Annotated in this window: 15 protein-coding genes; 9 read left to right on the forward strand and 6 right to left on the reverse strand. The window is 72.5% G+C overall.

Going from position 1 to position 18,990, the window contains the following annotated elements; all coding sequences use genetic code 11:
• Positions 1-78 precede the first annotated feature (78 nt).
• Positions 79-1,287 carry an aminotransferase class V-fold PLP-dependent enzyme gene (locus LXM90_RS26380; RefSeq protein ID WP_020092657.1) on the reverse strand — a complete coding sequence of 403 codons (1,209 nt, stop codon included), beginning with the start codon at positions 1,285-1,287 and terminating at the stop codon, positions 79-81.
• Between the two features lie 537 nt (positions 1,288-1,824).
• On the opposite strand from LXM90_RS26380, the gene LXM90_RS26385 reads away from it, so the two are divergent.
• The 3 genes from LXM90_RS26385 to LXM90_RS26395 are packed head-to-tail and all read left to right on the forward strand — an operon-like array spanning position 1,825 to position 4,392.
• Entirely contained in the window at positions 1,825-2,622 is a 798-nt protein-coding gene (locus LXM90_RS26385) for a UDP-2,3-diacylglucosamine diphosphatase (protein ID WP_376738913.1), read from the forward strand.
• 10 nt (positions 2,623-2,632) lie between these two features.
• Positions 2,633-3,679, forward strand: a complete 1,047-nt coding sequence (locus LXM90_RS26390) for a glycosyltransferase family 4 protein (protein WP_020092659.1) — start codon at positions 2,633-2,635, stop codon at positions 3,677-3,679.
• Positions 3,680-3,717: 38 nt separating this feature from the next.
• Positions 3,718-4,392, forward strand: a complete 675-nt coding sequence (locus tag LXM90_RS26395) for a ribonuclease HII (RefSeq protein ID WP_020092660.1) — start codon at positions 3,718-3,720, stop codon at positions 4,390-4,392.
• A gap of 13 nt (positions 4,393-4,405) precedes the next feature.
• On the opposite strand, the gene LXM90_RS26400 is transcribed toward LXM90_RS26395, so the two are convergent.
• Both LXM90_RS26400 and LXM90_RS26405 read right to left on the reverse strand, forming a co-directional pair.
• On the reverse strand, positions 4,406-6,508 hold the full coding sequence (locus tag LXM90_RS26400; protein WP_020092661.1) for a methyl-accepting chemotaxis protein: 2,103 nt from the start codon (positions 6,506-6,508) through the stop codon (positions 4,406-4,408).
• A 671-nt stretch (positions 6,509-7,179) separates the two neighbouring features.
• Positions 7,180-8,295: a PA0069 family radical SAM protein gene (locus LXM90_RS26405; RefSeq protein WP_103984959.1), complete on the reverse strand. Its 1,116-nt coding sequence runs from the start codon at positions 8,293-8,295 to the stop codon at positions 7,180-7,182.
• Positions 8,296-8,453: 158 nt separating this feature from the next.
• Here LXM90_RS26405 and LXM90_RS26410 point away from each other — a divergent pair, with 158 nt between their 5' ends.
• Both LXM90_RS26410 and LXM90_RS26415 read left to right on the forward strand, forming a co-directional pair.
• Positions 8,454-8,984 carry a hypothetical protein gene (locus LXM90_RS26410; protein ID WP_020092663.1) on the forward strand — a complete coding sequence of 177 codons (531 nt, stop codon included), beginning with the start codon at positions 8,454-8,456 and terminating at the stop codon, positions 8,982-8,984.
• Positions 8,985-9,147: 163 nt separating this feature from the next.
• A complete protein-coding gene (locus LXM90_RS26415; RefSeq protein ID WP_020092664.1) occupies positions 9,148-10,596 on the forward strand; it encodes an amino acid permease in 1,449 nt (482 codons plus the stop codon).
• 9 nt (positions 10,597-10,605) lie between these two features.
• Here LXM90_RS26415 and moaB read toward each other — a convergent pair whose 3' ends face one another.
• On the reverse strand, positions 10,606-11,163 hold the full coding sequence (gene moaB / locus LXM90_RS26420; protein ID WP_020092665.1) for a molybdenum cofactor biosynthesis protein B: 558 nt from the start codon (positions 11,161-11,163) through the stop codon (positions 10,606-10,608).
• Between the two features lie 141 nt (positions 11,164-11,304).
• Between moaB and maiA the strand changes: the two genes are divergently transcribed.
• The 4 genes from maiA to LXM90_RS26440 all read left to right on the forward strand — a co-directional run bounded on the left by maiA (position 11,305) and on the right by LXM90_RS26440 (position 14,115).
• Positions 11,305-11,952, forward strand: coding sequence for a maleylacetoacetate isomerase (gene maiA, locus LXM90_RS26425; RefSeq protein ID WP_020092666.1), 648 nt, complete (start codon positions 11,305-11,307; stop codon positions 11,950-11,952).
• A 140-nt stretch (positions 11,953-12,092) separates the two neighbouring features.
• Positions 12,093-13,424 carry an NAD(P)/FAD-dependent oxidoreductase gene (locus LXM90_RS26430; protein WP_020092667.1) on the forward strand — a complete coding sequence of 444 codons (1,332 nt, stop codon included), beginning with the start codon at positions 12,093-12,095 and terminating at the stop codon, positions 13,422-13,424.
• 65 nt (positions 13,425-13,489) lie between these two features.
• Positions 13,490-13,801 (forward strand): EthD family reductase, encoded by a 312-nt coding sequence (locus tag LXM90_RS26435; RefSeq protein WP_020092668.1) that lies wholly within the window; start codon positions 13,490-13,492, stop codon positions 13,799-13,801.
• Positions 13,798-14,115, forward strand: coding sequence for a hypothetical protein (locus LXM90_RS26440; RefSeq protein ID WP_020092669.1), 318 nt, complete (start codon positions 13,798-13,800; stop codon positions 14,113-14,115). The genes LXM90_RS26435 and LXM90_RS26440 overlap by 4 nt, the downstream gene beginning before the upstream one ends.
• 136 nt (positions 14,116-14,251) lie before the next feature.
• Here the strand turns inward: LXM90_RS26440 and LXM90_RS26445 are convergent, their stop codons facing one another.
• Together LXM90_RS26445 and LXM90_RS26450 are read right to left on the reverse strand one after the other, a co-directional pair.
• Positions 14,252-17,587: a GAF domain-containing hybrid sensor histidine kinase/response regulator gene (locus LXM90_RS26445; protein WP_020092670.1), complete on the reverse strand. Its 3,336-nt coding sequence runs from the start codon at positions 17,585-17,587 to the stop codon at positions 14,252-14,254.
• 46 nt (positions 17,588-17,633) lie between these two features.
• Positions 17,634-18,908, reverse strand: coding sequence for an O-antigen ligase family protein (locus LXM90_RS26450; RefSeq protein ID WP_020092671.1), 1,275 nt, complete (start codon positions 18,906-18,908; stop codon positions 17,634-17,636).
• Positions 18,909-18,990: the final 82 nt, after the last annotated feature.

The following is an 18,990-nucleotide window of genomic DNA, read 5'->3' on the forward strand; positions in this document are numbered from 1 at the left end:
TTTCCTCGATAGTCTTGTTCTTACTTGCGCGTCGGGGCGGGCCCGGCAACCCGGTCCCGCCCCGATCGCGTGCGCAGATCACGCCTTATGCAGCGGATTCTCGCGCAGGTAGCTGGAGGCCGCGGCGACGCCCGAGCCCGGCGTGACCTTGATGCCGCAATCGATCATGGCCATCTCGGCGCCCGCGATGGCACCCAGCAGCGACAGCTCGTTCAGGTCGCCCAGGTGACCGATGCGGAACACCTTGCCGGCGACTTTGGACAGGCCGGCGCCCAGCGAGAGGTTGTAGCGCTCGTAGGCGTGGGTGATCACCTTGGCGGCGTCGGCGCCCTCCGGCACCACGATCGCCGTGACCGTGTCGGAGTTCCACTTGGGCTCCTTGGCGCAGGGCTTGAGGCCCCAGGCCGCGACCGCCTGGCGGGTCGCCTCGGCGAGGACGTGGTGGCGGTGGTAGACGTTCTCCAGCCCCTCTTCCTTCACGACCGCCAGGGCCTCGCGCAGGCCGTAGAGCAGCGGCAGGACGGGGGTGTAGGGGAAGTAGCCGGTGGCGTTGGCGGCCAGCTGGTCCTTCCAGGCGAAGTAGGCGTGGCCGAGCCGGTCGTTGCGGCCGGTGCCGCTCTCGGCGATCTTGAGCGCCTTCGGGCTGATGCAGATCAGGCCGAGGCCGGCCGGCAGCATGAAGCCCTTCTGCGAGCCCGCGATGGCGCAGTCGACCTTCCACGCGTCCATCTCGAACGGCAGAGAGCCGATCGACGAGATGCCGTCCACGAACAGCAGAGCCGGGTGCCCGGCGGCGTCGATCGCCTTCCGCACAGCGCCGATGTCGCTGGTGACGCCGGTGGCGGTCTCGTTGTGGACGACCATGACGGCCTTGATCTTATGGTCCTTGTCGGCGCGCAGGGCCTCCTCGATCTTCTGCGGATCGGCGCCGGTGCCCCACTCCTCCTCCTGGACGACCACGTCGAGGCCGAGGCGCTGGGCCATGTCGACCCAGAGGTGGCTGAACTGGCCGTAGCGCGAGGTCAGCACCGTGTCGCCGCGGCAGAGGGTGTTGGACAGGGCCGATTCCCAGATGCCGGTGCCCGAGGACGGGAACAGGATGACCGTCCCGGCGGTCGAGCCGAACACCATCTTGGAGTCCTGCAGGAGCGGCTTCACCAGCTCGGGGAAGCTCGGCGAGCGGTGATCCTCCGACGGCACGTGCATGGCGCGCAGGACGCGCTCCGGGATGTTGGTGGGGCCCGGGATGAAGAGGTGGTTGCGACCGGGGCGCCGGGTTGCGGCCATGATGTTTCCTCCGAAAAGTCCATTGCGCGCGGGCGTGAACCCGCACCGGGTTGTCCAAGCGTCCTCAGGGAGTCGGTCCGGCGCCGTCGAGAGCGGCTCGCGCCGCACCCCCTCGAACGCCATCCTCTGCCGTGATCGGGGGGTCTCCGCGGAGCGGCAGGCGGCCTCACGCCGCTCGCGTCGCGGCGCGCCCCCGCGCGCCGGTCGCCTCCGAATTGCCGTCCCGTCCAACGGCTCCAGGGCCGTCCTCGCCGCCTTCCTGTCAAGGTCCGGCCGTGCTCGTGCCGAGCGGCCGGTTCTTGGTATTATGAGGCGGTGAAGCTCGAAAGGAAAACCGGAAAAACTTCCGGAACTTGCCAAAAAAATTTTTTGTGCGACGCAACGAAGCTACGCTCCGGTTGAGAGGCTTCGCGGCACCGCACACCGAAGTCTTTCCGCCCCGTCGGAACCCGCGTCATCAAACTGAGATCGGATCGCGCTCTGGATCCCGGCACCGTTCAGCCGCCGGGAGAGGGTGCCGTGGCCGAGGTTGAGGAGATGCCGGTCCGCGTGCGGACGCTGTTCCTGTCCGACCTGCATCTCGGCACGCGCGGCTGCCAGGCCGGCCTGCTGCTGTCGTTCCTGAAGGACTACGACGCCGACACGATCTACCTCGTCGGCGACATCGTGGACGGCTGGCAGCTGCGCTCGGGCTGGTACTGGCCGCAGGAGCACAACGACGTGGTGCAGAAGCTCCTGCGCAAGGTCCGCAAGGGCGCGCGGATCGTCTACCTGCCTGGCAACCACGACGAGTTCCTGCGCGACTACGTGGGCACGAGCTTCGGCGGCATCGAACTCGCCGAGACCGCGATCCACGAGGCGGCAGACGGCAAGCGCTACCTCGTCATCCACGGCGACCAGTTCGACATGGTCGTGCGCCACTCGCCGTGGCTCGCCCATCTGGGCGACGGCGCCTACACGCTGGCGCTCTCCCTCAACACGCTGATCAACAAGGTGCGGCGGCGGCTCGGCCTGTCCTACTGGTCGCTGTCGGCCTGGGCGAAGCTGCGCGTGAAGAACGCGGTGAGCTTCATCGGCCGCTTCGAGACGATCCTGGCCGAGGAGGCCCGCCGCCAGGGCGCCGACGGGGTGATCTGCGGCCACATCCACCACGCCGCGGACCGGCCGATCGGCGACCTGCGCTACCTCAACACCGGCGACTGGGTGGAATCCTGCACCGGGCTCGTGGAGCACTACGACGGCCGCATCGAGGTGTTGCACTACCCGAGCCTCCTGCGGGCGCGGGAGGCCGAGGTCGTGCCGCAGCCCCTGCCGGGCCGGCGCGCGGTGGCGTGAGGGCGCCGCCGTGAAGCTCCTGATCGCCAGCGACGCGTGGCACCCCCAGGTGAACGGCGTCGTGCGCTCCCTCGAGCAGATGGTCCGGCGCGCGCCCGAGCACGGCTTCGCCACGACGCTGCTGTCCGTCGCGGATTTCCGCTCGCTGCCGCTGCCGGGCTACCCGGAGATCCGCCTCGCCTATGCCGGGCGCGAGCGGGTGGCGGCGCGCTGGCGGGCCGAGCGGCCGAGCCACGTGCACATCGCCACGGAGGGGCCGGTCGGCCTCGCGGCGCGCCGGCACTGCCTCGCGCACGACCTGCCCTTCACGACGAGCTACCACACGCGCTTCCCGGAATACCTCGCCGCCCGCGCCCCGGTGCCGGAGGCGTGGTCCTACGCGTACCTGCGCCGGTTCCACGGCGCCGCCCGCGGGACGATGGTCAGCACCGCCTCGCTCCAGGGCGAGCTCGCGGCGCGGGGTTTCGGCCGGCTGATGCGCTGGACCCGGGGCGTGGACACGGAGCGGTTCCGGCCGGCCGAGCCCGGGACGCCCGTGCCGGCGGAACTCGCCGGCCTGCCGGGGCCGCTGTTCCTCTACGTCGGGCGGCTGGCGGTGGAGAAGAACGTCGCGGCCTTCCTCGCCCTCGACCTGCCCGGCACCAAGGTGGTGGTCGGCGACGGCCCGGACCGCGCGCGGCTGCAGGCGCTCGCGCCGGCGGCGCACTTCCTCGGCACCCGCACCGGCGCGGACCTCTCGGCGGTCTACGCGGCCTGCGACGTCTTCGTCTTCCCGAGCCTCACCGACACGTTCGGCATCGTGCTCCTGGAGGCCCTGGCCAGCGGCCTCCCGGTGGCGGCCTTCCCGGTGCCGGGTCCGAACGACGTCGTCGGCGGCACGCGGGTCGGCGTGCTCGACCCGGACCTGCGGGTCGCCGCGCTGGCGGCCCTGCGCCTGTCGCGCGCCGAGTGCCGGGCCGAGGCCCTGCGCCGCGGCTGGGACGTGAGCGCGCGGCAGTTCTTCGGTAACATCGTCGAGGCGCATGGGGGCGCCCGGAGCACCCGCGACGCCGCCTGACGCGTGACGGCGTCCGCGCGGAATGGCAGGAGGGCGCGATGCCGCCCGCCAAGCCACCCGCCAAGCCGCCAGCCGGATCGCCCGCCGGACCGGCCGGGTCCGCCAGAGCCCGGCCCCCGGTCGCCGGGCCGTTCGATCCCGCCCGGGCCGCCGCCTATCCGGCGGCGATCGGCTGCGACGAGGTCGGGCGCGGCGCGCTCTGCGGACCCGTGGTGGTGGCCGCGGTCTGGTTCGATCCGGCGGCGATCCCGGCCGACCTGCTCGCGGCCCTCGACGACAGCAAGCGCGTCCCCGAGCCCGTGCGCGACCGGCTGGCCCCCCTGATCCGCGCCCACGCGCGGGTCGCGGTGGCGGCGGGGTCGCGCGCCCTGATCGACCGGATCAACATCCGCGGCGCGACCCTCGACGCCATGGCGCGGGCGGTGGCGCGGCTCGGCCTCGCCGCGCCCGTGCTGGTCGACGGGCGCGACGCTCTGCCGGGCTTGCCCGGCCGCGCCGTCGTCGGCGGCGACCACTTGGTGCCCCAGATCGCCGCCGCGTCGATCGTCGCCAAGGTGCTCCGGGACCAGCTGATGCGGCGGCTCGCCCGGCGCCATCCCGGCTACGGCTGGGAGCGCAACGTCGGCTACGGGACGGCCGTCCACCGCGCCGGCCTGACGCAGCTCGGGCGCAGCCCCCACCACCGGCTCAGCTTCACCCGCGGCTTCGACTGAGCCGGGCGACGGGTCACGCGGCCCGGACGCCGGTGAGGAAGCGCTCGACCTCCGCGGCGAGTTCCTCCGACTGACGCGTGAGCGCGGTGGCGGCCGTCAGCACGTGGTCGGCCGCGTGGCCGGTTCGGTCGGCCGCCTGCGCCACGCCGGCGATGTTGCCGGTGACCTCCTGCGTGCCGGCATTGGCCTGGGCGACATTGCGGACGATCTCCTGCGTCGCCGCCCCCTGCTGCTCCACCGCGGCCGCGATGGCGGCGGCCACGGCGTCGATCTCCCCGATCCGGCCGGTGATCGTCCCGATCGCCCGCACCGCCTGACCGGTCACGGCCCGGATCTCGCCGATCTGCCGGCCGACCTCGTCGGTGGCCCGACCGGTCTGGGCGGCCAGGTCCTTGACCTCGGTTGCGACGACCGCGAAGCCGCGCCCGGCCTCGCCGGCCCGCGCCGCCTCGATCGTGGCGTTGAGCGCCAGCAGGTTCGTCTGCGCGGCGATGCGGGCGATCAGCTCGACGACGGCGTCGACCCGGGCGACGGACGCGTTCAGCGCCGCCACCAGGGCGGCCGTCTGGTCGGCCTCGCCGACCGCGCTCCGGGCCAGCTCGGACGAGCCCTGGACCTGCCGCCCGATCTCCTGGACGGAGGTGCCGAGTTCCTCCACCGCGGCGGCCACCGTCCTGACGCCGGCGGACGCCTCCTCGGCGGCCGCGGCCACGGTATCGGACTGGCTGGCCGTCTCCTGGGCTGTGGTGGTCATCTCCCAGGCCGTGGTCTGCAGTTCGGCCGCGGCGGCGGAGACCTGCCCGACGATGCCGGCCACCGCCGCCTCGAAGGTCTGCGCCATCGTGTGCGTCATGGTCCGGCGCTGCGCCTCCGCGGCGCGCGCCGCCTCGTCCGCCTCTGCCTCCAGGGCGCGGGTGCGGACGAGGTTGTCCCGGAAGACCTCCACGGCCGCCGCCATCGCGCCGATCTCGTCCCGCCGCCCGCGGGCCGGGATCTCCACGGCGACGTCGCCGGAGGCGAGCGCCCGCATCGCCTGGATCATGGCCCGGAGCGGCCCGAGCACGCGGCGGACGACGACGACGGCGCCGGCACCGGCGAGCAGCACCGATGCGGCCAGGAACAGGCCGGTGTGCAGCAGCGTCGCCCCCGCCTCAGCGAAGAGTGCCTGCGCGCGGGCGACCATCGCGTTCAGCGCCGCCTCGGCGAGGTCGGCGATAGTGTTGACCTCCCGCGTGTTGCGGTCGCGCAGGTCCTGGATCGCGACGCCCGGCGGCTGGCCCCGGCTCAGGGCCGCCCGCAAGGCCTGCCGCCGCGCCGCGACCTCACCCTCGAAGTTGCTGGCGCCCGCCCTCACGAAGGCGTCCTGGACCGCCCGCGGCAGCGTGTCGTCCATGTGATCGACGAGATTCGCCCAGCTCGCCGCGACGCGGCCGCGCTCCTCGGCCTCCGCGAGGCGCTCCTCCTCGGACCAGCCCGTGCCCCGCGTCACGGCCGTCTCGGCCCGCGCCACGTTGCCGCCGATCGCGACCCGCGTGATCCAGGCGGCGCGCTTGATGTCCAGGGCGCGGGCCAGCGCCGCGTCCCGGCGCGGGATCGTGACGTCGACGGCCCCGCTGGTCGCCGTGAGGGCGTCGAGCAGATCCCGGAAGGCGGTCGCGGCGACCTCCGCGGTCGCGGCCTCGCGCTCCGCGACCGGGACCGCGAGGGCCGCGTCGATCCGCGACGTCAGGCCGGTGACGGCCTCGTGCGCCCGTCGGAGCGGATCGACCGTCTTCGCCACCGCGGCGGTGTCGATCGCGCGCACCAGGCTCAGGAGCGCCGCCAGCCGGTCGATCCGGGTCGCGCGCTGTCGGGCGATCAGGGCCGCGTCGGCGGGCGGGATCCTGTCCGCGGCGATCAGCGCCTGCAGGGTCCGCCCCCGCTCGAGGCGCACGGCGAGCAGGATCTCGAGGAGGATACGGCTGCCTTCCGTGAGCGCGACGACGCGGCGGCTCTCCCGCTCCTGCGCCCCGGCCTCCAGCGCCGTCCGGGCGCCCGCGGCCAGCAGCATGGCGCTGAGTGAGAACAGGATCGCGCACAGGATCGTGCCGATGGACGGACGCGGAAGACGCAGCATGAGGGTCGGGATCTCTCTTCGCGGTGCGTCGAGGCGCGCGGCCCGCCGCCGGGCTGCCCGGTTCGAGCAGGGCGGCCGGTCGGCCTCGGTCGACGGAAAGGCTGAGCGACGCGACAGGCACCCCGACGCGGCGCCGGCCCGGTTCGCTCGAAGGGCGCGGCGAGGGCGCGGCGAGTCCGGGAGTTCGCCCGGTCGGCATCGAAGGTCGAAACCCCGACACGCTACCGTCTCAAGGAAGGACGGCAGTCGCGACCGGCAGAACCGAGCAGGGCCGCGGCGCGAGGCTCGCCCGCGACCGGATCACGGCGCACAGCGTCCATTGGCGGGATCTGCGGACACGGACGCCGGACAAAATCGCGCTCTTACGCACAGAACGACCCTCAATATAGAACTGAAATTCGATAACTCAATCAAACTTGGTCAAAATCTCGCAGTAACCCTCGCGATCTCAGGCATTTGAACCACAATGGCACAGATGTCAATCTTACGTTCTGCGATTTTACTCACGCCTTAGACATCTAAAAATCCACTTTGGGAGCAACATTTGAGTCGTTTTCTATCTTTGGAAATGTATTTTTACGCCGCTTCCGGCCAAAATGACTGGAATTTTCGCTGAACCGTACTGTGGGACAGGTCCGCCGCCTCGCGCGCGCCGCCGCGTCGGTCGCGTGTCAGAACAGCGCCAGCTGCGCGCCGGGCTTCCGGAAGGCGTCGCGATTCAGCGCGATGCGCCCGAAGGCGAAACCGAGACGCGTGCCGGCGAGCCGGACCCGCTGGCCGATCATCGCCGCGTAGGCGCCCTCCCCGCGGAAGCGGTGGCCGAAGCGCGGGTCGTTCTCGCGCCCGCCCCGGGCTTCCCGCAGGAGTGCGAAGGCCCGCGCCCTGCGTTCGGGATAATGCTCGGTGAACCAGTCCGCCACGAGGTCCGCGACTTCGCCCGGGAGGCGCAGCAGCGCGTGGCCGATCCGGCTCGCCCCGTGCGCGCGCGCCTCGGCCAGGATCGATTCGATCTCGTGGTCCGTCAGGCCGGGGATGATCGGCGAGACGTTGACCATGACGGGCACGCCCGCCGCGCTCAGGCCCCGCATCGCCGCGAGCCGCTTGCCCGGCCGCGGCGCCCGCGGGTCGAGGCGGCGGGCGAGGTCCGGATCCAGCGTCGGCAGCGAGATCGCCGCCAGCACGAGGTTCTCCGCCGCCATCTCTGCCAGGAGGTCGAGGTCGCGCAGCACGAGGTCCGACTTGGTGGTGATGCTGACGGGGTGGCGGGCCTCCCGCAGCACCTCCAGAACCGCGCGGGTGAGCCGGTGCTCCCGCTCGACCGGCTGGTAGGGATCCGTGGCGGTGCCGAGGGCGATCGTGTCGGGCCGGTAGCCCGGCGCGGCGATCTCGCGGGCGAGGAGCCGGGCGGCGTCCGGCTTGGTGAAGATCCGCGACTCGAAGTCGAGCCCCGGCGACAGGCCGAGCCAGGCATGGGTCGGGCGCGCGTAGCAGTAGATGCAGCCGTGCTCGCAGCCCCGGTACGGGTTGATCGACCGGTCGAACGGGATGTCGGGCGAGCTGTTGCGCGCGATGATCCGGGCGGACCGCTCTGGCGTGACCTCCGTGCGCAGGGGTGCCGGAGCTTCCGCCGTCCAGGTCTCGTCATGGAACGCCTCGCGCCGGGCGGATTCGTATCGGCCCGTCGGGTTGGCCGTCGCGCCGCGCCCCCGCCGGGCGGCCGGTTCCGCGACGCTCGGCCCGAGTCGCGGCGCGGCCCCGGAGGCGGTCCCGTCGCGCGTGCCCCCCATGACGACTCGCCTCCCTCACGCATCCATATAAGAACATAGAGCGAACGCGATGGCGACGGGCGCCTTTTTTTCAGGCAAATGCGGTTCTGCAGCCCGTCCGAACGGCGACGCGTCGGCGCGCGGGCCGCGGGGCAGTTTACGGCGCCGCAGAATCGTCTATGCGCGCGCTCATGCTCTCCGCCGTGACCTATCTGGCCGAACCGGCCGATCCGGACGCGATCGATCGCCTGGCCGACACGCTCAGCGTGCTCGTCTCCGGCGTGGCCGGCGGCCTCGTCGGCGACGCGGTGATCGTCGCGGGCCGCGAGAGCGAGGCCGTGGCGGCCGTCGCGGAGGCCACGGGCGCGACCCTCGTGCTGCACCGGGGCGGCAATCCCTACGCGGCGGGCGCCGCCGCGGCCCGGCGGGACTGGATCCTGTGCCTGGAGGCCGGCGACGTCCCGGCCGAGGGCTGGATCCGCACCCTCGACCGCTTCGTCGGGACCGCGCGGCCGGAGACGGCGCTCGGCCGCCTGCACCGCCCGGCCGGGCGTTGGCTCGGCCGGCTCGTCAGACGGGCGGAGACCGTCGTCGGCGCCCGGCAGGCCCGGGCCGGCGACGTCGTCCGGCGCGAGGCCCTGCGTGCCGAGGGCGCGTTCACGGGTCGCCTCAAGGTCAGGCCGCTGATCGCTCGGATCGAGCGCGCCTGACCGGAAAGATCTTGCTCGGGAGAATCTTGCTCCGGAAGAATCTTGCGCCCGCTCACGTTGTTGTCGGTCGATCCGCCTCTACAACTCTGGAAGCGCGGCAGGATCGTCGCCGTCTCCGGACATGTCGACGCGCTGAGCCACCCCGATCTGGAAGGATGGTGCAATGGATTCGTCGGGCCTGATGGGGCGCAAGTCGGTCGAGGACATCGTCGAGAGCGGCGAGGGCGAGCAACAGCTCTCGAAGTCGCTGGGCGCCCTCTCGATCACCGCGATGGGCATCGGGGCGATCATCGGCGCCGGCATCTTCGTCCTGACCGGCACGGCCGCGGCCCAGTATGCCGGGCCGGGGATCATGCTGTCCTTCGTGCTCGGCGGCATCGCCTGCGCCTTCGTCGGCCTCTGCTACTCGGAGATGGCCGCGCTGATCCCGGTCGCCGGATCGAGCTACACCTACACCTACGCGACGCTCGGCGAGTTCTTCGCGTGGCTGATCGGCTGGGACCTGATCCTCGAATACGCCATGGGCGCCGCCACCGTGGCGGTCGGCTGGTCGGGCTACGTGACCAGCATCCTGAAGAGCGTCGGCATCGTGATCCCGGCGCAGTTCGCCAACGCGCCGGGCACGCCGATCGAGGGCGGCGGGACCGCGCTGCTGAACCTGCCGGCGGTCCTGATCGTGGCGCTGATCACGATCCTGCTGATGCGGGGCACGAAGGAATCGGCGCTCTTCAACAACATCATGGTCGCGGTGAAGCTCACCGTCGTGGTCGCCTTCATCGCCCTGGGCTGGGGCCACGTGAACGCCGCGAACTGGAGCCCGCTCATCCCGGACAACGACGGGACCTTCGGCCATTTCGGCTACAGCGGCGTTCTGCGCGGCGCGGGCGTGGTGTTCTTCGCCTTCATCGGCTTCGACGCGGTCTCGACCGCCGCCCAGGAGGCGCGCAAGCCCCAGAAGGACATGCCCATCGGCATCCTGGGCTCGCTCGCGGTCTGCACGATCCTGTACGTGCTCGTCGCCGCCGTGCTCACCGGTCTCGTGCCCTACAAGGACCTCAACGTCCCGGACCCGATCGCCAAGGGCGTCGACGTGATCGGCATCGGCTGGTTCAGCCTCCTGATCAAGCTCGGGGCGCTGACCGGGCTGACGACGGTGATCCTCGTCCTGCTCTACGGCCAGAGCCGGATCTTCTTCACCATGGCGCAGGACGGCCTGCTGCCGAAGATGTTCTCCCACGTCCACCCGACCTACCAGACGCCGTATCGCAGCCAGGCGATGATCGGCGCCGCGGTCGCCGTGGTGGCGGCGCTGGTGCCGATCCACATCCTCGGCGAGATGGTGAGCATCGGCACCCTCGCGGCCTTCATCCTCGTCTGCGGCTCGGTCCTCTACCTGCGGCGGGCCGAGCGCACCATGAAGCGGCCGTTCCGGGCGCCCGCCGTGCCGGTCGTGCCGATCCTCGGCATCCTGTCCTGCCTGCTCCTGATGATCGGCCTGCCCCTCGACACGTGGCTGCGGCTGGTGATCTGGATGGCGCTCGGCCTCGTCGTGTACTTCTTCTACGGCCGCAAGCACTCGGTCCTGCGCCGCAAGGAGGGGAACCTCGCGTAGCGCGCGGCCTCACACCGTGAGGCTCGCGCCGCGCCGCAGGTGCTCGTCGAGGCGCGGCATGATCTCCACGAAGTTGCAGGGCCGGTGCCGGTAGTCGAGCTGCTGGGCCAGGATCCCGTCCCAGGCGTCGCGGCAGGCGCCGGGCGAGCCCGGCAGCACGAACACGTAGGTCGCCCGCGCGACCCCCGCGGTGGCGCGGGATTGCAGGGTCGAGGTGCCGATCTTGTCGTACGAGATCCGGTGGAACACGGCCGAGAAGCCGTCCATGCGCTTCTCGAACAGCGGCTCCAGCGCCTCGGGGGTGACGTCGCGGCCGGTGAAGCCGGTCCCGCCGGTGGTGATCACCACGTCGACGCCGGGGTCGCGCAGCCACGCCTCCACCCGCGCGCGGATCGCCGGGACCTCGTCCGGGACGATCGACCGGGCCGCCAGGATGTGCCCCGCCTCGGTGAGGCGCTGGGTCAGGGTGTCGCCCGAGCGGTCGTCCTCCGGGCGGCGGGTGTCGGAGACGGTCAGGACCGCGATGTTCAGGGGGATGAAGCGGCGGGCGTCGGTCTGATCGGCCATCGTGCGGGCTCTCCGGGGCGGGAGACCGATATGGGCCCGGCGGGACTGCTTGTCGCCCCCGGGCCGCCGCGCGCGCAGCCCCCTTGCGGGCCGCGGCGAAGTCGGCTGTGCTCGCTCGACCCCGTCGGAGACCGCTGACCCATGCACATGTACGGCAACTGGCGCTCGGCCGCGGCCTTCCGGGTGCGGATCGCCCTGAAGCTGAAGGGCATCGCCTACGAGGAGACCTTCATCGACCTCGACGCCGGCGACCAGCACGAGCCGGCGTTCCGGAAGATCAACCCGCAGGGCGCGGTGCCGGCGCTGTTCGACGGCGACGGGCCGCCGCTCACCCAGTCGCTGGCGATCCTCGACTACTTGGAGGAGACGCGCGGCGGCGTCCGCCTCCTGCCCGAGGAGCCCCGGGCGCGGGCCCGCGCCCGCTCGCTGGCGCAGGTGGTCGCGTGCGACACCCACCCGCTCTACGTGCCCCGGGTGCGCACCTTCCTGATGAAGCATTACGGCCTGCCCCGGGAGCGCATGCTGGATTTCCTGCGCAACGCCTTCGAGACCGGCCTCCGGACCCTGGAGACGCGCCTCGCCACCGAGCCGGGGACGGGCCGGTTCTGCCAGGGCGATTCGGTGAGCCACGCCGACCTCTGCCTCGTCAGCCTCTGGGTCGGGACGGGCATCTTCGGCATCGACACGGCGGCCTACCCGACGGTCGCGCGAATCGCCGAGGCCTGCCTCGCCCTGCCGGCGGTCGCGGAGGCGCATCCGCTGCGCCAGCCGGGCGCCCCGCCGGCGTGACCGGGCTCCGCGCGCCGCCCGTCCGGTGCGCGACGTCGCACTCGTGACCGGGGGTCGCGGCCGGCGATGTGGTATTCGGCAACCCAGGCCGTGTAAGGAGGCCGGCGACTGATCCCGGTCCGGGGGGAGAAAGAGTGTCGATGGCATCCGTCGAGAACGAGTCGGGCCTTCATCGCGTCGTGGTGGTCGGCGGCGGCGCAGCCGGACTGCAGCTGGTCACGAAGCTCGGCGACAAGCTCGGGCGCGGCAAGCGCGCGCACGTCACCCTCGTGGACCGCGCCCGGACGCATATCTGGAAGCCGCTGCTCCACGAGGTGGCGGCCGGCAGCCTCGACGTCGGCCACCACGCGGTGGATTACCTGCACCACGCCCACATGCACGGCTTCCGCTACCGGATCGGGCGGATGACCGGGCTCGACCGGGAGGCGCGCACGATCCAGCTCGCCGCGAGCCACGACGCGGAAGGGCGCGAGATCACGCCCGAGCGCGCCGTCCCCTACGACACGCTGGTGATGGCGGTGGGCTCCACCACCAACGATTTCGGCACGCCGGGCGTCGCCGAGCACGCCATCGCCCTCGACACCCAGGACCAGGCGGTGCGCTTCCACCAGCGCCTCGTGAACGCCTCGCTGCGCGCGCACACGCAGGCCGGCCCGGTCCGGCCCGGCCAGCTCCACGTCACGGTGATCGGCGCGGGCGCGACCGGGACGGAACTCGCCGCCGAGCTCCACCGGACCCTGCGCCACGTCGTCTCGACCGGGCTCGACAAGATCGACCCGGGCAAGGACATCCGCATCACCCTGGTCGAGGCCGCCGACCGGATCCTGCCGGCGGTGCCGCAGCGCCTCTCGGCGGAGGTGATGCAGCTGCTCAGCAAGATCGGCGTCGACGTGCGCGTGAAGGCGCGGGTCACCGAGGTCCGCGCGGACGGCGTGCAGCTCGCCGACGGCACCTTCATCCCGTCCGAGCTGGTCGTCTGGGCGGCGGGCGTGAAGGCGCCGCCCTTCCTGCAGGGCATCGGCGGCCTGGAGACGACGCGGACCAACCAGCTGGTGGTGACGCCGACGCTGCAGACCACCCGCGACCCCGACATCTTCGCCATCGGCGACTGCGCCTACCTGGTCGAGGCCGGCTCCGACACGCCGGTGCCGCCCCGCGCGCAGGCGGCCCACCAGCAGGCGAGCCACCTGATCGCCCAGATCCCGGCCAAGATCGACGGCAAGCCGCTGAAGCCGTTCCGGTACAAGGATTTCGGCTCGCTGGTCTCGCTGGGCGAGTACTCGACCGTGGGCAGCCTGATGGGGTTCGTGCGCGGCAAGAACATGCTCATCGCCGGTCTGTTCGCCCGGATGATGTACCGCTCGCTCTACAAGATGCACGAGCGGGCGCTGCACGGCACGGCCAAGACCGCCCTCGACACCCTGGCCCGCGCGCTGACCCGGCGCACCGAGCCGCGGGTGAAGCTGCACTGACCGTCGCCGTACGACCCGAGGACGGGCGCCCGGATCGACCGGGCGCCACACAGGAAGGAAACGCCATGATCCTGGTAAGCGTGATGTACCCGGCCGGCCCGAGCTTCGACATGGGCTACTACCTCGGCCACCACATGCCGCTGGTGCGCGAGCGCTGGTCGTCCCTCGGCCTCCACGACGCGAAGGTCGTCAAGGGCGCCGGCACGCCGGACGGCGGCGCCGCCCCGTTCCAGGTGATGGCCCTCCTGACCTTCGAGTCGGTCGACGCCTTCAAGAAGGCCGTCGCCGCCCACGGCGAGGAGATCTTCGCCGACATCCCGAACTTCACCGCGGCGCAGGCCCAGGTGCAGATCAACGACTTCGCGGAGAACCCGTGATCGACATCGTCAAGGCGGTGCAGGAGGCCGATCCGAGCCTCGGCACCTACGTGGTCGTGCTGCGCACCGACGCCCGGGCCCTGGACGGCCCGGAGCGGTTCACGCCGGAGGCGCAGGCCTGGATCGCCGAGAAGGCGCCGAGCGGCCGGCTCGCCCGGGTGCGCGTCCTGCTCGCCCCCTATCCGGGGGCGGAGCCGGCCGCGCGCGAGGTCACCGTGGCGGCCTTCGCCGACGCGCGGGAGCTCGCCGCCTTCGCGACGACCTGGACCGGCGACCCGCTGCCGGAGGAGCCGGGGGATTCTCTTCCCGACTGACGGCTCCGGGGCCGCCGTCTCGGCGAGCGGAGTAGGCGATCCAGGGCAACGCGGCGCTCACCGGCGGCGCGCCGACCCTGGGTCACTTCGCTCCGCCCGCGATGACGGAAAGGGTCCTCGATACCCGCGCGCGGACTCACGCCGCGCGCAGCTGCCGGATGGCGCGGAGCGCGGTCGCCCGCTGGATCTCCAGGCGCCGGATCAGCGGCATCAGGTCGGCGCCCGCGTGGGCGGCGGCCTCGACCTCCCGGCACAGGCTCGACAGGCCGACGAAGCCCAGCAGCCCGGCCGCCGCCACCAGGGCGTGCGCGTCGTGGGCGATCTGCAGGCGGTCGGTCTCGCTCGGCCGGAACCGCTCGGACAGCTCGTTCGCCAGGAGATCGAGCAGCGCCCCGACGCGATCGGTGCCGAAGCTCGCCTCCATCTCGGTCAGGACCGCCGCGTCGAGCACGGCCGAATCGACCTGCGGCAGGCGGCGCGGCACCTCGGCCCGCGCCGGCCGCCGCGCGCCCGGCGCCGTCCAGCGGCTGATCGTGGCGAAGAGGTCGGCCCGCCGGAACGGCTTGCCGACATGGTCGTCCATCCCGGCCTCGCGCAGCTCCTCGATCTGCGACGGCAGGACGTTGGCGGTCATGGCGACGATCGGGATGTCGCAGGCGGGCGGCGCGAGGGCGCGGATGCGGCGCGTGGCCGTGAGCCCGTCGACGCGGGGCATCTGGACGTCCATCAGCACGAGATCGTAGGCCCGGCCGGCCGCGACCGACGACCCGACCGCCGTGATCGCCTCGGCGCCGTCCCCGGCCACGTCCACCGCGTAGCCCTGGGATTCGAGCACCGCGCAGGCGAGTTCCTGGTTGAGCGGCACGTCCTCGACGAGGAGCAGCCGCAGCGGCGCGCCCGGGACCTCGCCGGCCGCCGGAGCCGCGGCCGGGGGCGGCCGCGACGGCCCACCCGCGTCGGCCGCGGCGCCCGGGGCCGCGGTGTCCCGCTCGCCGCGGGGCAGCACCAGCCGGAACCAGAAGGTCGAGCCCGCCCCCTCGCGGCTCTCGACCCCGATCTCGCCGCCCATCAGCGACACGAGGTGCCGGGAGATCGCGAGGCCGAGGCCGGTGCCGCCGAAGCGCCGGCTGATCGAGCCGTCGACCTGGCTGAACCGCTTGAACAGCCGGTCCTGCTGCGCCGGCGCGATGCCGATGCCGGTATCGACCACGGAGAACCGGACCGCGTCGCCGGGGCGCCCGTCGGGGGCGACGCCGTCGCTCTCCCGCTCCGCGGTCACCGTGACCGAGCCCTCGGGCGTGAACTTCACGGCGTTGTTCAGCAGGTTGAGCAGCACCTGTCGCAGGCGCCCGGCATCGCCGACCACGAAGGTCGGCAGGGCCGGGTCGATCCGGGCCTCGATGGCGAGGCCGCTGCGGAGCGCGCTGCCCCGCACGATCGAGACCGTGCTGTCGACGGTCGAGGCCAGCGGGAAGGTGACCGGATCGAGGGTCAGCTCGCCAGCCTCGATCTTCGAGAAGTCGAGGATGTCGTTGACGACCGTGAGCAGGGCCGCGCCGGAACTCTGGATCAGCTCGAGGCGCCGCCGGTCCTCGTTCTGGATCGCGTCGCCGTCGAGGAGCAGCTCGGCATAGCCCAGGATGCCGTTCAGCGGGGTGCGGATCTCGTGGCTCATGGCGGCCAGGAACTCGCTCTTGGCCGCGCTCGCGCGCTCCGCCTCGGTGCGGGCCGCCTCGGCGTCGCGCGTGGCGGTGCGCAGGGCCGCCTCGACCGCCTTGCGCTCGGTGATGTCGAGGTGGAGGCCGACCATCCGCTGGGGCTGCCCGTCGGTGCCGCCGAGCGTCCGGCCCCGCGCGTAGAGCCAGCGCGCGCCGACCCGGAACTCGGCCGCGTAGGGGGTGCCGGACTCGACCGCCCGCCGGATCTCGTTCCAGACATCGGAGACGTCGTCCGGATCGATCAGCGCCGTCCACGCGGAGGCCGAGATCGTGTGGGCGCCGCCGGTCTCCGGCAGGCCGTGCATCCGCGCGCTCTCCGGGCTGAGGACGGCGAGCCCCGTGCGCATGTCCCAGTCCCAGGTGCCGGCCTCCGCGGCGTCGAGGGCGATGTCGAGCAGGCCGCTCGCCTCCTCGACGGCGAGCCGCGCCGTGACGATGTCGTCGACGTCGAGGGCGGTCCCGAGCCACTCCGCCACCGCGCCGTCCGCCGGGTCGAGGCGGATCGGGATCAGGGAGAGCTTGTGCCACCGGTAGACGCCGTCCTGGCGCCGGATCCGCCACTGGCCGCTGTAGCCGGTGCCGGTCTCGACCGCCCGGATCCAGGCTGCCTCCATGGCGGCGGCATCCTCGGGGTGGTTCCGGACGAGGCGCTCCGCGCGCTCGGGCCCGATCGGCCCGTAATAGGACTGGAACTGCGCGTTGGCGTAGGTCGCCTGACCGTCCCCGACCCGCATGGTCCAGACCAGGAGCGGCAGCGCCTCGGCGAGGCCCCGGTAGCGCAGCTCGCTGCGGCGAACCTCGTCCTCGGCGCGCCGGCGCTCGGTCACGTCGATCAGGACGCCGAACAGGCCGGCGCCCGCCCCCTCCCCCCGGGCCATGCCGCGCACGACCACGTCGCGCAGCGCGCCGTCCGGCCGCAGCAGCCGGGCCTCGAAATCGAACCGGACCCCGCGGGCGATCGCGTCGGCGACGATCGCCTCGAGCCGGGCGCGGTCGTCGGGATGGTAGATCTGCGAGAAGGCGTCGAGATGCGGCGGCGGGGTCGCCGGGTCGCGGCCCGCGATGGCGTAGAGGCTCGCCGACCAGACCGGCTGCCCGTCCGCGAGATCCACGCGCCAGTTCCCGACGCTGGCGAGTTGCTCGGCCATGGTGAGCTGGTGGTTCGCCGCCTCTTGGGCGCGGGCCCGAGCGTTGATCTCCTGGTGCTGCTCGCGGATCAGCGCCTCGCGGATCGCCGCCTGCGCGATCTCCCGGTCGCGCCGCGCGTTGGCCTCCGTGAGGCGCAGATGCGCCACGACGATTTCGGCGAGGTCGCGGAAGGCGGCCGCATCCTCGGGCGAGAAGTCGGAGCGGGGCTCGGGATCGGCGAGGCAGAGGGTTCCGACCGGCAGGCCCGGCTGGAGGCTCAGGGCGATGCCCGCGTAGAACCGGATCCCGTCCGGCGCGGCGGCCACGGGCAGGTCGCGGAAGCGCGCGTCGAGCCGCGCGTCGGGGACGACCACGAGGGCGTCGCTGCGGATCGTGTGCTGGCAGAAGCTCTCGTCCCGCCGCATCGTGGTCGGCACCCCGGCACAGGGCGTCTTCAGCCACTGGTGCGTGTCGCCCAGGAAGGCCACGAACGCGCTGCGCACGCCGAACAGGCGCCGGGCGGTCCGGCAGACGGCCTCGAAATGCGGTTCCGGCGGTGTCCCGAGGATCGCGAGGGCCTCGAGGGCCGCGAGCCGGTCGCGCTCGTTCTCCGGCTGTGTGCTCACGTACCGTCTCCGGGTGCCGATCGGCCGCGACCGAGCGATGCCGCGCCTAGCGCCGCGTTTCAAGCGCGCCCGCCTGCGGCCGCGTGCCCATGCGCAACCGCGCGGCCTCCAGCGCCCAGACCATGCCCAGCATCATGTAGACGTGGCGCCACTTCTCGATGTCGATCTGGACGGCCTGCAGGAAGAACATCAGCAGCGCCGGCCAGACGATCTGGGCGTGCGCCCGGACCGGCGACGGCTGCGCCAGGAGCCGGAAGCCGACGAGGCCGGTCGCCACCACGAGGCCGATGAACACGGCCCCGCCGAGCCAGCCGCCGTTGGCGAAGGAGCCGATGTAGGAATTGTGCGGTTCGAGCCCGAAGATCAGCCGCCAGTGCATCGGCCCCATCCCGAACGGCCGCTCCAGCAGCATGGCGAAGCCGCGGATCTGGTTGCCGAAGCGGCCGGTCTCGCCCTGGTCGTAGTCCTGGGTCAGGGCCGCCCGGGTCTCGAACATCTTGTGGACGTGGTCGACCGAGAGCAGCCCGATCACCGCGACGGTGCCGAGAACGATGGTCGCCAGGGTCAGGAGCACGATGCGGCGGCGCAGGCGCGGGGAGTCGCTGCCGGCGTAGACCGATCCCACCATCAGCAGCACCGCGACGGCGCTCCCGCCCCAGGACCCGCGCGAGAACGACAGGAAGATGCCGGCCACGATGATCAGCAGGCCGGCGAGCGACACGAGCGGCCGGCGCGTGGAGCCGGTGAGCAGGCCGTGCATCAGGTAGAGCGCGCCGAGCGTCAGGAACGAGCCGAAGACGTTCGGGTCCTGGAACGTGCCCGAGGCCCGGTCGTACTTGTAGAACAGGTCCTCGATCCCGAGCCATTGCAGGTAGCCGACGATGCCCAGAGCCGCCGAGAACACGCAGCTCGCCGTGTAGGCCTTGAGCGCCAGCTCCATCCGGGCGTGGGTGTCGTCCGCGAAGAACATCGCGAAGAAGATGCAGGTGATCGAGAGATAGACCAGCTGCACCGTCCAGGTGACCGGGAACTCCTCGTTCAGGTAGGGCAGCAGCGCGGTGACGATGCCCGCGAGGTAGAGGAGCAGGAGCGCCACCAGGGGCACCGCCCCGCGGTGCAGCCGGACGCCGAGGCAGAGCCAGAGCAGGATCGTGGGGATCGCGACCGCGTCGTAGGGCGAGGTCTCCGAGAAGGCGAAGCAGGCGAAGAAGACGAACGCCGCGAACAGCGCCTTGGCCAGCCCCTCGACGGCCGCGATGAGCGGGATTCCGCCCGCCGACCCGGACGGGACCGGGCCTGCGGGCGCTGCGGTGTGGGCCATGGATACGCGGGCTCCGCGGGCCGGTTACGCGGGCCCGCGCCGTCCGTGATGCCACGGAAACGTTGAGAATCGCCTTCCCGGC

This window comes from Methylobacterium oryzae (genome assembly GCF_021398735.1).
Classification (GTDB): Bacteria; Pseudomonadota; Alphaproteobacteria; order Rhizobiales; family Beijerinckiaceae; genus Methylobacterium.